The organism is Sulfurimonas sp. NW15 (assembly GCF_051132285.1).
Lineage (GTDB): Bacteria > Campylobacterota > Campylobacteria > Campylobacterales > Sulfurimonadaceae > Sulfurimonas > Sulfurimonas hydrogeniphila.
In genome coordinates this window covers 1,546,815-1,559,200 of record NZ_CP093237.1, presented here as the reverse complement: position 1 = coordinate 1,559,200, position 12,386 = coordinate 1,546,815, and the positions used below count along the sequence as shown (strand labels likewise).

13 protein-coding genes are annotated in these 12,386 nt (G+C 39.3%); 5 read left to right on the top strand and 8 right to left on the bottom strand.

Annotation, left to right across the window (positions count from 1 at the left end):
- Positions 1-28: 28 nt before the first annotated feature.
- The 8 genes from MLC52_RS07960 to MLC52_RS07925 all read right to left on the bottom strand — a co-directional run bounded on the left by MLC52_RS07960 (position 29) and on the right by MLC52_RS07925 (position 6,852).
- Positions 29-778 (bottom strand): MipA/OmpV family protein, encoded by a 750-nt coding sequence (locus MLC52_RS07960; RefSeq protein WP_434579959.1) that lies wholly within the window; start codon positions 776-778, stop codon positions 29-31.
- Positions 775-1,536, bottom strand: a complete 762-nt coding sequence (mreC, locus tag MLC52_RS07955; RefSeq protein ID WP_434579958.1) for a rod shape-determining protein MreC — start codon at positions 1,534-1,536, stop codon at positions 775-777. The genes MLC52_RS07960 and mreC overlap by 4 nt, the downstream gene beginning before the upstream one ends.
- Positions 1,529-2,566, bottom strand: coding sequence for a rod shape-determining protein (locus MLC52_RS07950; protein ID WP_151900046.1), 1,038 nt, complete (start codon positions 2,564-2,566; stop codon positions 1,529-1,531). Before MLC52_RS07950 ends, mreC begins: the two co-directional genes overlap by 8 nt.
- Positions 2,567-2,576: 10 nt before the next feature.
- Positions 2,577-3,821 carry an ATP-dependent Clp protease ATP-binding subunit ClpX gene (clpX, locus tag MLC52_RS07945; protein ID WP_151900047.1) on the bottom strand — a complete coding sequence of 415 codons (1,245 nt, stop codon included), beginning with the start codon at positions 3,819-3,821 and terminating at the stop codon, positions 2,577-2,579.
- The gene (gene lpxA / locus MLC52_RS07940; RefSeq protein ID WP_418640467.1) at positions 3,818-4,603 is read right to left on the bottom strand and encodes an acyl-ACP--UDP-N-acetylglucosamine O-acyltransferase; all 786 of its coding nucleotides are present in this window, start codon (positions 4,601-4,603) and stop codon (positions 3,818-3,820) included. The genes clpX and lpxA overlap by 4 nt, the downstream gene beginning before the upstream one ends.
- Positions 4,604-4,614: 11 nt before the next feature.
- Positions 4,615-5,064 (bottom strand): 3-hydroxyacyl-ACP dehydratase FabZ, encoded by a 450-nt coding sequence (fabZ, locus tag MLC52_RS07935; RefSeq protein WP_151900049.1) that lies wholly within the window; start codon positions 5,062-5,064, stop codon positions 4,615-4,617.
- A 50-nt stretch (positions 5,065-5,114) separates the two neighbouring features.
- Positions 5,115-6,200 carry an epoxyqueuosine reductase QueH gene (locus tag MLC52_RS07930; protein ID WP_434581632.1) on the bottom strand — a complete coding sequence of 362 codons (1,086 nt, stop codon included), beginning with the start codon at positions 6,198-6,200 and terminating at the stop codon, positions 5,115-5,117.
- Positions 6,201-6,345: 145 nt separating this feature from the next.
- Positions 6,346-6,852 carry a peptidylprolyl isomerase gene (locus MLC52_RS07925; RefSeq protein ID WP_151900051.1) on the bottom strand — a complete coding sequence of 169 codons (507 nt, stop codon included), beginning with the start codon at positions 6,850-6,852 and terminating at the stop codon, positions 6,346-6,348.
- Positions 6,853-6,976: 124 nt separating this feature from the next.
- Between MLC52_RS07925 and MLC52_RS07920 the strand changes: the two genes are divergently transcribed.
- From MLC52_RS07920 to MLC52_RS07900, 5 genes are all read left to right on the top strand, one after another.
- A complete protein-coding gene (locus MLC52_RS07920) occupies positions 6,977-8,170 on the top strand; it encodes a sensor histidine kinase (protein WP_434579956.1) in 1,194 nt (397 codons plus the stop codon).
- A complete protein-coding gene (locus MLC52_RS07915) occupies positions 8,170-8,823 on the top strand; it encodes a response regulator transcription factor (RefSeq protein WP_434579954.1) in 654 nt (217 codons plus the stop codon). Before MLC52_RS07920 ends, MLC52_RS07915 begins: the two co-directional genes overlap by 1 nt.
- A gap of 130 nt (positions 8,824-8,953) precedes the next feature.
- On the top strand, positions 8,954-10,387 hold the full coding sequence (locus MLC52_RS07910) for an OprD family outer membrane porin (protein ID WP_434579953.1): 1,434 nt from the start codon (positions 8,954-8,956) through the stop codon (positions 10,385-10,387).
- Positions 10,388-10,401: 14 nt separating this feature from the next.
- Entirely contained in the window at positions 10,402-10,725 is a 324-nt protein-coding gene (locus MLC52_RS07905) for a DUF485 domain-containing protein (protein WP_151900055.1), read from the top strand.
- A complete protein-coding gene (locus MLC52_RS07900; protein ID WP_151900056.1) occupies positions 10,718-12,385 on the top strand; it encodes a cation acetate symporter in 1,668 nt (555 codons plus the stop codon). Before MLC52_RS07905 ends, MLC52_RS07900 begins: the two co-directional genes overlap by 8 nt.
- Position 12,386 lies beyond the last annotated feature (1 nt).

Below are 12,386 nucleotides of genomic sequence, written 5' to 3'. Positions count from 1 at the left end.
AGCCAAAAGGCACTTAATAGGAGTTTAGTCAGTAGGTAAAAGTGTAGATAAGCGAGGCAAGTCCAGAGTAAATAAATTTGTTGTTCACCAAAGGACTGTTGTATGCACTGTTTGGAATTCTGTCTGCTCTTATGTTAAAAAGGGCTGAGAGTTTCTTGCTCAGAGGGTATTTAATATATGTTTGCACGGCAAATGAGAATCCTCCCTTTGGCATGTAAGCAGGACGCTGCAGTGTTGCTTCGGAATTTTTGACTCCGTAATAATAGTCAAGAAATTTTCTGGGTTGGTACAAGAGTACAGCACTTGGATAAAAAGTAAATTGACCTGCTGTGTACTTATCACCAATTTCTACACTGCCGACCCATGAATTATATTTGTTGAGGATGTCTGCCAAAAGCATTACTTCAATATAGCTGGAGTTTTTATAGCCGGCACTAAAAGCAATCCCGCCTTCCATTGTTGAGTCTTTGTCGCTCATTCCTTGCAAAGAGACTGAGTCTGATGCCTTGTAGCCAAGTGTTCTCGGCTGTACAGTAAAGGAAAATCCCCAGGAATATTCCGCTTTTTTGTCTCCTAAAAAGTAAAGACCGAATCTGCTCCATCTTGCATATACAACAGAGTTGTCAAAAAATATTACCGGTGAAGGCAAAACAAGGGCAGAAGCCTCTTTGTAAGGTTGACTCTGAAAGTACGGTCCTGCACCGATTGTAAGTTCTTGTTTGCTCTCTTGGGCTGTAAGATGTAAAAATAACAACACTGAGATTATGAAATATTTCATTTTAGATTCCTTATTATATGAAAATAACCCGGCTCATTCGCCTTGTAATATTGTTCAACAACAGCATTTTGATAGCCTTGTGATCTTGTAACAGAAAGAACCTTTCCTACTTTGAGACCTTTAAAAAAGATATTGTCCAGACCTGATGTGATCACTTCATCCCCGGGTTTGATACTGAACCAGGCCGGTATGAAATTGATAACTATATTTTTGGCATTGTTGCCATGTGCAATACCGGGTGCTTTTTCTTTCCCTACATAAACAGAATAGGCACTCTTTATATCAGAATTAAGCAGTGCCAGAGGTTTGTTGTTTTTTGCTATCACTATTCCTGCAACAAACTCTTTGTAGGTTAAGCCGTAAATTTTTGAGGCATTATACTCTGGAATATCCATCCATAATCTGTTGATATTTCCAAATTTTTCATACGATATTGCACGGACAAGCTCTACTTTGGGATCTGTTTTGAGTGAAGAGTTGTTTTCTTTGTACAAATCCTTGAGTTCAGAAGTGAGTTGCTGCAGGAGAAGATGATTATTTTCATATTTTTTCAGTCTGTTTTTCAGATTCTCTATTTCCTGCGCCTGAAATAAATATTTGTCTGTTTTGTTGTTAAAAAATTCTATACTGTCAAGATAATTTGATTTTATGGTGTTGAGTGCTGAAACAATGGGAGACTGAATAGGATTGTTGTAGTATAAAGCACCCACAAAGAGTGCTGTCAGGATAAAAAAATAGACAAACGATTTTTTATTCATTCTCAAAAAGTTCTTGCAGGAGGTCTATCTCTTCTAAAGCTCTTCCTGTTCCCCGTGCAACGGCTAAAAGAGGTTCATCTGCGACAAAAACAGGAATTCTGACGATATCTGAGAGATATTTGTCCAGCTGACGGATTAAAGCACCGCCGCCCGTCAAAATTATACCGTGGTTTACAATATCACCGGCTAAATCAGGCGGCATTCTCTCTAAAACATCACGGAGGGCTTCGGCAACTTCTTTAAGCGGTTCTTTCATCGCTTCTCTGGCATCTTCGCTTGTCAGTTCCACTGAACTCAGCAGTCCTTCAACCTGATCGCGTCCGTTGACAACCATTGTAAGTTCCTGGTCAAGTTCTACAGCTGTTCCAATGTTTATTTTAATCTCTTCGGCAACTCTCTCTCCTATGAGAAGATTGTATTTTTTTCTTACATAGTTGACGATTCCCTGATCGATTTTATCTCCGGCTGTACGGATGGACTTTGAGAGTACCAAACCGCCCAAAGAGACAACACCTATTTCAGTTGTACCGCCACCAATGTCTACAACAAGATTCCCTTGTGGTTCCCGAATATCTATGCCGGCTCCGATAGCTGCTGCCATAGGCTCTTCTATGAGAAAAACTTCGCGTGCTCCGGCACTTAAAGCAGACTCGCGAACAGCCTTTCTTTCAACCTGTGTCAAGCCGTAAGGCACACAGATGATAATACGGGGAGATATTAAAGAACTTCGTCCGTGCGCTTTTTCAATGAACTTGCGAATCATCTTTTCAGTCATGTCAAAATCGGCAATAACACCGTCACGCATAGGACGGATGGCTTTGATATTTCCCGGAGTTTTTCCCACCATCTCTTTTGCTTCATGTCCGACAGCGAGTACACGCTGTTGTCCATATTTTTCGGTTTTGACAGCAACAACAGAAGGTTCATTAATGATAATCCCGCGCCCCTTTGCTATGACGATTGTGTTGGCAGTTCCCAAGTCGATAGAAAGGTCATTTGAAAAAAGTCCGACTATTTTATTAAATATCATTTATTGTGCCTTATGCTGTTTTTTGTGTTGTTTTCTTAATATAAAGAGGCTGTTCGCCATTTTCAATGACTTCTTTTGTGATCATTACTTCATAACCGCTGTATTCAGGGAGTTCATACATGATATCTATCATACTCTCTTCTAAAATTGCGCGAAGTCCCCGTGCTCCTGTTTTTCTTTTGATGGCCTTTTTAGCAATGGCACGGAGTGCATCTTCTTCAAAGTTCAGTTCCACATCATCTATGGCAAAAAGTTTTTTGTACTGTCTTACAAGTGAGTTTTTCGGCTCTGTTAAAATGCGTACCATGTCATCTTCAGTGATTTCATTGAGTGATGCAATGATAGGCAGACGTCCGACAAGCTCAGGAATAAGTCCGTAATGTACGAGGTCATCCGGTTCAACCATGTCAAAAGTCGGTTTTTTCTCTTCTTTTGTCTTCTTTTCCTGGCCGAAACCAAGAACATTTTCACCCTGTTTGCGCTTTAAAATATCTTCAAGTCCGTCAAAGGCACCGCCACAGATAAATAAAATATTTGTAGTATCAATAGCTGTAAACTCCTGATTTGGATGTTTTCTTCCCCCTTTTGGCGGAATATTGACAGAAGAACCTTCGATGATTTTTAAAAGTGCCTGCTGGACACCTTCGCCTGAAACATCGCGGGTAATGGAGCGGTTTTCACTCATACGTGAAACTTTGTCAACTTCATCAAGAAAGATGATGCCTTTTTGCGCCCGTTCTACATCACCGTCAGCTGCCTGAATGAGCTTTGTCAAAATGTTTTCAACATCTTCACCGACATATCCGGCTTCTGTCAGACTTGTTGCATCCGCAATGGCGATAGGGACATTCAATACCCGTGCAATAGTTTGTGCCATAAGTGTCTTACCGCTTCCTGTAGGACCGATGAGCAGAATGTTTGACTTTGAAATTTCTGTATCATCTTCATCTGATTTGTGCATTTTAAATATACGCTTGTAGTGATTATAAACAGCAACACTCAGGAGCTTTCTTGCTCTTTCCTGTCCTATAATATACTCACCTAAAAAAGCATCCAGTTCTTTTGGTGTCATAAGTTTGTGTACTGCATCAACAAGTTCGCTGTTGTTCTCTTTTGCAAGTTCTTTTTCATCACCAAACATTATTTTGTAAGCTGAAACAACACAGTTTTTACAAATGTAAACACCGTTGCCTGCTATAAGAGGGTTTTGTTCGCTTTCGCTTGCATCACAAAAGCTGCAATGTCTGTGTATCATACTTTTTTCCTTTCAAACGGAATTCCGCGTTTTGTTGTAATGACAAAGTTACATAAATCTTTTACATAATGATTGTCTGAATTTTCCAGCAGTTCGCTTGCTGTATCTTTGAGTGGTCTGCCTGATTCAAAAAGTTCTCTGTAGGCTGATTTGAGGGCATTGATGTCATCTCTTGACAAATGTCTTCTGAGTCCCGTTAAATTAAGTCCTCTGAGCGAAGCACGGTTTCCCTCTGCCATACAAAAAGGAGGAATGTCCTGTGCCAAAGCTGATGCGCCTCCCACCATGGCATAATCGCCTACATGGACAAACTGGTGAATTGGTGTCATGCCGCCAATGACAACATAGTTGCCAAGTTCCACATGTCCTGCAAGTGTTGCCGCGTTTGCCAAGATACAGTGATTGCCGATGATGACATCATGTCCGAGGTGAACGTATCCCATAAAAAGGTTGTCGTTGCCTATGATGGTTTTTCCGCCGCCGCCTTTTGTCCCAGGGTTAAAAAGGGTAAATTCACGGATAGTATTGTTATCGCCGATGATAAGTTCAACATCTTCACCGTTGAATTTCAGGTCCTGCGGAATTGAACCGATGACTGCATGTGAAAAAATTTTGTTGTTTTTGCCGATAGTTGTTTTTCCGTAAATACAACTGTTTGCATCTATGCTTGTTCCATTGCCAATCGTTGCTTCACTTGAGATAAAGCAAAACGGTCCGATTGTAACATTTTCTCCGATTGTCGCGCCGTCTTCAATAACGGCAAGTTGAGATATTTGAGACAAAAATAAATCCTTTACTTGTCAACTATCATAGCTTTGAGTTCCGCTTCGCTTGCTAATTTGTCATCAACATATGCTTCACCTTTAAGCATCCAGATAGTACCTTTTTGTTTTATGACAGAAATTCTGTATTCGAGTTTGTCTCCCGGTTTTACAGGAGTTCTGAATTTTGCTTTGTCGATGCTCATGAAATAGACTACTTTGTTTGCAATCTCTTCCTCCGTCAAATCTCCCATACTTAAAAATGACAATATTCCGCCGGCTTGCGCCATGCCTTCTAAAATCATGACACCCGGATATATAGGATGGCCAGGAAAGTGTCCCTGAAAAACAGGCTCTGAAATAGAGACATTTTTGTAAGCAGTGACCGATTTTCCTTTTTCTAGCTGAGTAACTCTGTCAACCAACAAAAAAGGATAACGGTGAGGAAGAATTTTTTGTATTTCTGTAACATCCATAAGCATATTTATAAACCTTATAACAATATTTTTTTGATATTTTATCTAATTTATTGTTAAGAAAAGATAATAAGTTTTTCTTTGGTATCTTCATATACTTTTGCATTCAATTCAATGCTAAGCTTTGTCTCCGGTATATCTTTGACAACTATTATGGGAGTTATATCATAATTTGAGCCCGATACAACAGCTCTGAGTCTCTGTTCTTTTTCAAAGTCCAAGGGGTTGTAAATAAGCTCTTTGAGAGATTTATAAGTTGATTTGCCCAAGTCATTGTAGGTTTGCAAAGTGATAAATTTTATCTCTTCACGATTAAAATAATACACACCATTGTGTGAAAATTCTATGCGCCCCTGTGCTTTTTTTCTCGGCAGTGTGGAATAACTCATAGCATAGGCTTCTATGCTCTCTTTTTTTCCTGCTGTGAGCTTAAAGCCAAACTGTCTATAGTTAAGAAATTTTTGTTTAATTATTCTGTACTCTTTGCCTTCCTCTTCCAGTTCGTTTCTTTTGGTGTACATGTAAAGACGTTCTTCAATCGAGGCAGGAAGTGTCTGTCCTGAAATTGGTGAAAACATTTCATCCATCAGTCTGTTTTGCTGATCCCGCTGCATGGTAAGCCCGAAAATACAGCCGCAATAGTCCTGACGGTAGAGTTGTTCTTCTTTTGTGACACGGCTTTGATCCTGTGTCCCGCCGCCGCTTCTGTAGTCAACGGCTACAAACTCAACACCGTGACTTTTATAAAATTCATCACCGACACGTTTGAGCTGTTCCTGGGACTTGAGCGGACTTACCAACAGAGTGGTTGTTATTTTTTTTTCACCGAGTTCGAGGGCTTTTTTTGCACTTGTTGTGAAACGTTTGTCAAAACAGACTTCACAACGAGCCCCTTTTTCAGGTTCATTTTCCAGTCCACGAACTGCTTCAAGCCAGTTTTCATAGTCATATTCACCCTCAATCAATTCGATACCGAGTTTTTTGCAGGAGCGCTTGACATCAAGCAGGCGCAGCTGATATTCGGAATAGGGATGGATATTCGGGTCGTAAAAAAAGCCGGTCAGTTTTTCATCTGGAAAATCTTTTTGAAGTTTTTCCAGAAAGAAGTGTGAGTCAACACTGCAACAAATATGTACTAAGATGGTTTTTCCTTGAAAGATGTTTTAGGTTATGAGTATTTTTCAAAACGCGGACTTCAGTCCGGGCTGAGAATGGCAAGGCTGTTGCAACAGCCGGCACTGAAGTGCCGGTTCCGAGATTGAGGTTTTAACCTTGCCTGCGAAAAAATCAGTCTCTTTTTTCGTGAATCTCTATAGTTTTGATCTCATCCTGTCCTTCAATTGAATCTAAAACCGCAAAGCTTTCAGCATCATTCTCTTCAATACCGCCAAAAACTGTATGGACACCGTCAAGATGCGGGCAGGGAACAAAACAGATAAAGAACTGGCTGCCGCCTGTGTTTTGTCCTGCATGTGCCATAGAAAGTGTTCCTTTGACATGTTTATGTGTATTTTTATCGGTTTCGCATGCTATAGACCAGCCCGGACCACCAGTTCCTGTTCCCTGCGGACAACCGCCCTGTGCCATAAAACCGGGGATTACACGGTGGAAGCTGAGATTGTCATAAAATCCTGTTTGTGCCAAATGTGCAAAGTTTGCAACGGTATTTGGTGTTTCCTCCGGATAAAGTTTAATCCAGATATCGCCTTTGTTTGTTACGATTTTTGCATATTGCAGTTTTGATAATTCTTCTTCGCTTAAATTGTATTCTTTGAGTTGTGCTTTTCCAAACATATAAACCTCTTTATTTTATTTTTTTGTTATTATAGTTAAATTTTTATAAATATGTCTTGTGCTTTTAAAATTAAGTTTGGAATTAAAAGCGGTATAATTTTGTTGAGAAAAACAGGGATAAAAAATGCAAAAGAACAGATTTACATCTTTGACTATCAAGCAGGCCAATACCGTTACAACTGTTGTCATATTGGTTTTTGTCATTATATTTGCCTATTTGCTGATAAAAGAAAATTATCAGGATTATGAAAAAGCGCTTTACAGGCAGGAACACAGTGTGGCTGATTACGGAGATACACAAAAACAGCTCAAAAGGCTTCTGATAAAAAACACTCTGGCTATTGTGACACTCTCTTTTATACTTTTTGCAATCATGCTCGGGTTGTATAAGATATTTTATGCGTTGATTCAAAATGATATGCATGTATTTTTAAATTTTTTTAAAAATGCGGCACACAGGGAAGCATTGCTGAGTCCTGATGAGATTTTTTTTAAAGAATTTAAAGAGATGGTTCTGTATGCAAATGAAATGGTAAAGACAATAAATCAGCAAAAGCTATCATTAAAAGAGATCAATCTTATTCTTGAAAAAAAGGTACAAAAGAAAACATTGTATTTAGAACAGGCAAATGCAAAACTTTTAGAAGAAAAAAAGTTTTCAGAAGAGATACTTGCCGCACAAAAAGAGTTTTTACGCTACACTGTGCATGAAACAAACACGCCTCTGAGTGTTATTTTGACGAGTATAGAACTGTATGAAATGAAAAATAAAAAGGACAGACAATTGTCCAAAATAGAAGCGGCTGCAAAAAATATATTTAATATATATGATGATTTGAGTTATTTGGTAAAAAAAGACCAGGTGCCGTATCCCAAAGTTTCAATTGAACTGGTTTCGTATCTCGGCATGCGGATAGAGTTTTTTAGAGATGTTGCACATCTGTCTAAAATTGATTTTAAATACAGCAGTGATTTGGACAAGGTTTATATTTATTTTAATGAAACAAAACTTCAGCGTATTGTAGACAATACTATTACAAATGCCATCAAATACACTTTGCCGGAGGAAACAGTCTTCTTACATGTAAAGCAAACAGGAGCAGATGTAATGTTTAGTGTATCAAGCAAGTCCAAAATTATAAAAGATCCGGAGAAAATTTTTGATGCATACTACAGGGAAAATGACAATGTCAAAGGATTTGGATTGGGACTGCAGTTGGTGAAAAATATTTGTGAAGAAGACAATGTGAGCATAGATATTGCATCAACTGACAAACTGACTGCATTTGAATATAAATTTAAAATGATGGGTGAATAATGAAAATTCTTTTGCTGGAAGACGAAATAATGCTAAACGAGTCCATACAGGAGTATCTGCAGGAGCAGGGACATATTGTTGTAAGTTTTACAGACGGTCTTGAAGCATTTGAAAATCTTCAAAAAGACGACTATGATTTATTGATTTTGGATATCTCTGTACCAAATATAGACGGATTGACACTTTTGGAAAAGCTTCATGCCATCAAAATTCATACACCCAGCATTTATATCAGCGCTCTGGTAGATATAGAAGATATCTCCCGTGCCTATGATCTGGGATGCTATGATTACTTGAAAAAACCCTTTCACCTAAAAGAACTTGCTTTGAAAATTGACAGAATTTTAACAGACAAAGATATTCCTCTGGTTTTTCTCAGGCTTTCAAAAAACTATATGTATGATCAGGAAAACAATACACTTTTGTTTCAGAACACTCCCCAGATTCTTACAAAAAAACAATCGCAAATTATAGATATTTTAGCCAGAAACAGAAGCAGAATAGTTGATTTTGAACAGTTTCGCATGTATGTATGGGATGAACAAATCGTAGATAATGCAACCATAAGAGCAGAGATTAACAGACTGAAAAAAAGTTTAAAAGAAGATATTATTGTTAATGTCAGAGGCATGGGATATATGATAGAAAAATGAGCAGGGTATTGTTTGTTACATATTGATACACGCCAGAGATTAAATTGCAATTTTTTGTTAAAAATATGAATTGCTACGTTAATGCTATGTTTTGGATTTATGATTATCTTATCTAAAAGTGGAGGATTACATGAAAAAAATTGCATTAAGTATGTTTGTTACAGCATTGGTGACAAGTGTATATGCTGATTACGACGGTGTAAATATAAAGTTAAAGCACGGTGTTGAAGAGAAACAAGAGGTGCATGTTTTTTCTGATGACATAAAAGACATGTTTGCAAAAGGAAAAACAAGCGGTCAGATTAGAATGTTTTATGTGGACAGACAGTATCAGGGTGGTTCAGGGGCAGATACGCACAGAGATGCTGCTGTTTTAGGCGGTCATCTCAAGTTTGAAACAGCTGCATTAAGCGGTATTCGGTTGGCTGCGGCTTTTTATACAGTGCAGGATTTGGGTATACAGCAACACACTGCCCAGTCACCGGCACTTCTTGGAACCGGATACAAGTCATATTCAATTCTAGGTGAGGGATATCTTGGATACAATTTCAGTGAATACGGGCTAAAAAGTGATGCCAAGCTTGGTTATCAGAGATATGACTCTTTAATGATGGGATCAGATGATGCAAGAACGCTTCCAAATACTTTCAGAGCATACAAGTTTGTAAGCAAGGATGTGAAAAATATTACTCTTCAGATAGCACATGTAGACAGAATCGCTTATGGAACATTCTCAAATATCTATTCTGCCGGCGGAATACTTGCCGCTACTTCAGGGTACACTTCAAGAGGGATCAATGCTTCAACAGGAGTACAAACCGGAGAGTATCTGAACTTGGGACTTGCAACAACCGGAAGAAAAACTGCCGGTGTTACAAATATTCAACTGAAATATACAGCGAAAAACTTTCATGTAGATGTCTCAAATGATTATGCATGGAATCTTTACAATACACTCTACGCTGACACAGGAGTCTCCTGGAACTGTCTGCTCAACAGCAATGTAAAACCGTTTGTAAAAGTGCAGATGATTAAACAAAACAGTGTTGGCGGAAAATATATGCAGTACTCTCCGCTGGGAGGGTCCGGTGAGGTAGATTCTTTTTACTGGGCGGGTAAAATCGGGGCAAAATATGAAGGTTTTGCTGCATATATTGCCTACTCCCAAACATCTTCAAACAATGCAGGAGATGATTCTTACAAAAATGCGATACTTACACAGTTTGGCGGCATGCCGGCATATACTCAAGGTATGGTGACCCGTCATATGTTTTTAGCGGGAACAAAAGCAACAAAAGCTGCTGCTGTCTATAACTTCAAACAACATGGAGTCAACCTTTCAACTGCTGCCTATTATGTCGCTTTTGATACAGATGCAAACTCCGGATACGGTATAGCAAGAACAGCAACAGAAGCTGGGTTTGACATCAAATACTACCCAAAAGCAGTTGAAAAACTGCAGCTTCGTTTTCGCGGAAATTTTCCCAGAAAATTTGCGGAAGCAACTCCAGGAAGTGACACCGGTTGGAATGAGTACAGACTCATTGCAAACTATAATTTCTAATACAAGGAAAAATTATGACCAAAGAACAGATACAACAGATAAAAGCAGATCCTGATTACCAGAAACTTGTAAAGACAAGACAGGGTTTTGCTCTAAAATTAACAATAGCGATGCTTGTAGTCTATTTTGCATTTATACTTACAATAGCTTTTGATCCCTCGGCATTGGCAGTGCCCCTCTCTAGTGAGGCAGTTACAACCATAGGTATTCCTGTCGGTATGGCTGTAATCGTATTTGCTTTTATATTGACAGGCATATATACAAAAAGAGCAAACAGTGAGTTTGATGATCTGGCAAACAAAGTAAAAAACAAATTAAAGGAGCGCCTAGATGTTTAACAGAATATTTTTATTTTTAATTTTCGGCAGTATCGCGGCATTTGCCTCCGGAACTATCAACGGTGAAATTCAAAAACAGCCGCTGAATGTTCCGGCAATTGTTATGTTTGTTATTTTTGTCGGTGCAACTCTGGGCATAACATACTGGGCAGCCAAAAGAACAAAGTCTGCGAAAGATTTCTACACAGCAGGCGGTGGCATTACAGGGCTGCAAAACGGTATGGCCATTGCAGGAGACTATATGTCTGCGGCATCCTTTTTGGGAATTTCCGGACTTGTTTATCTCAAAGGGTATGACGGACTTATCTATTCGATCGGATTTTTGGTCGGCTGGCCGATTATTCTATTCATTATTGCAGAACCTTTGCGAAATTTAGGCAAATATACCTTTGCGGATGTTGCTTCTTACAGACTACGCCAAAAACCTATTCGTATATTGGCTGCATTTGGTTCTATTGCAACTGTTATTCTTTACCTTATCGCTCAAATGGTCGGTTCTGGAAAGTTAATACAGCTTTTGTTTGGTCTGCAGTATGAAGTAGCGGTTATTCTGGTCGGTGTTTTAATGATTCTTTATGTAACATTTGGCGGTATGCTCGCAACAACCTGGGTGCAGATTATCAAAGCATTCTTACTGCTTTCAGGAGCTACTTTTATGGCTATTGCTGTAATGGCGCATTATGATTTCAGTTTTGGAGCATTGTTTGCCCATGCAACAGAATTAAAAGGTATAGAAATAATGTCTCCGGGCGGACTCGTTTCGGACCCTGTTTCTGCAATATCTTTAGCCGTCGCCTTGATGTTCGGTACAGCAGGTCTCCCTCATATCCTGATGAGATTTTTTACAGTAGGCAATGCAAAAGAAGCACGAAAGTCGGTATTTTATGCAACAGGCTTTATCGGTTATTTTTATATACTGACGTTCATCATCGGTTTTGGCGCAATTGTAATGGTGTATAAAAATCCTCAGTATCTGGATCTGGCAAAACAGGCCATAAGCGGCGGATTTCCTATTCTTGGCGGAAACAATATGGCAGCCATACATTTGTCTCATGCTGTTGGCGGTGACTTCTTCCTTGGATTTATCTCTGCTGTGGCATTTGCAACAATTCTGGCCGTTGTTTCGGGTCTGACACTGGCAGGTGCTTCTGCAATTTCACATGACCTGTATGCTTCTGTGTACAAAAAAGGTGAAATTGACGGGCTTAAAGAGATGAAAGTTTCAAAAATTGCTACTGTTGTGCTGGGAATCGTAGCTATTATTATGGGGATAGCATTTGAAAAGCAAAATATCGCTTTTGTTGTCGGGCTTGCGTTTGCAATAGCAGCCTCTGCCAACTTTCCTGTACTTTTACTCTCCATGTACTGGAAAAAACTTACAACGCGTGGCGCTGTCATCGGAGGAACCTTGGGACTGGCTACAGCTGTCATGCTTGTCATCCTTGGTCCGATTGTCTGGGTACAGATTTTTGGCAATGCCGAAGCGATTTTCCCGTATAAATATCCGGCACTCTTTTCTGTGAGTGTTGCCTTTGTCGGTATCTGGTTTTTCTCAGTAACGGACAAATCAGAGGCTGCAGCACAAGAGATGGAGGCTTTTGAAGCACAATACATCAGAAGTCAGACAGGTATTGGTGCCGAGGGTGCATCCGAGCATTAAC